This window comes from Rahnella sp. EDr1-12 (assembly GCF_049206505.1).
Taxonomy (GTDB): domain Bacteria; phylum Pseudomonadota; class Gammaproteobacteria; order Enterobacterales; family Enterobacteriaceae; genus Rahnella; species Rahnella rivi.
In genome coordinates this window covers 1-466 of the sequence record NZ_JBLZNY010000021.1, presented here as the reverse complement: position 1 = coordinate 466, position 466 = coordinate 1, and the positions used below count along the sequence as shown (strand labels likewise).

The 466-nt window shown below is 51.5% G+C and carries 1 protein-coding gene; it reads left to right on the top strand.

The window, feature by feature from the left end:
• The coding region (locus ACO0U8_RS24205; protein WP_421671767.1) for a GTP-binding protein at window positions 1–466 on the top strand (466 nt) is incomplete at both ends.

Below are 466 nucleotides of genomic sequence, written 5' to 3'. Positions count from 1 at the left end.
TGTCTAAAGAAAAATTTGAACGTAACAAACCGCACGTTAACGTTGGTACTATCGGCCACGTCGACCACGGTAAAACTACCCTGACTGCAGCAATCACCACCGTTCTGGCTAAAACCTACGGCGGTTCTGCACGCGCATTCGACCAGATCGATAACGCACCAGAAGAAAAAGCTCGTGGTATCACCATCAACACTTCACACGTTGAATATGACACCCCGACTCGTCACTACGCGCACGTTGACTGCCCAGGGCACGCCGACTACGTGAAAAACATGATCACCGGTGCTGCTCAGATGGACGGCGCTATCCTGGTTGTTGCTGCAACTGATGGCCCTATGCCTCAGACCCGTGAGCACATCCTGCTGGGTCGCCAGGTTGGCGTTCCATTCATGATCGTGTTCATGAACAAATGCGACATGGTTGATGATGAAGAGCTGCTGGAACTGGTAGAAATGGAAGTTCGTGA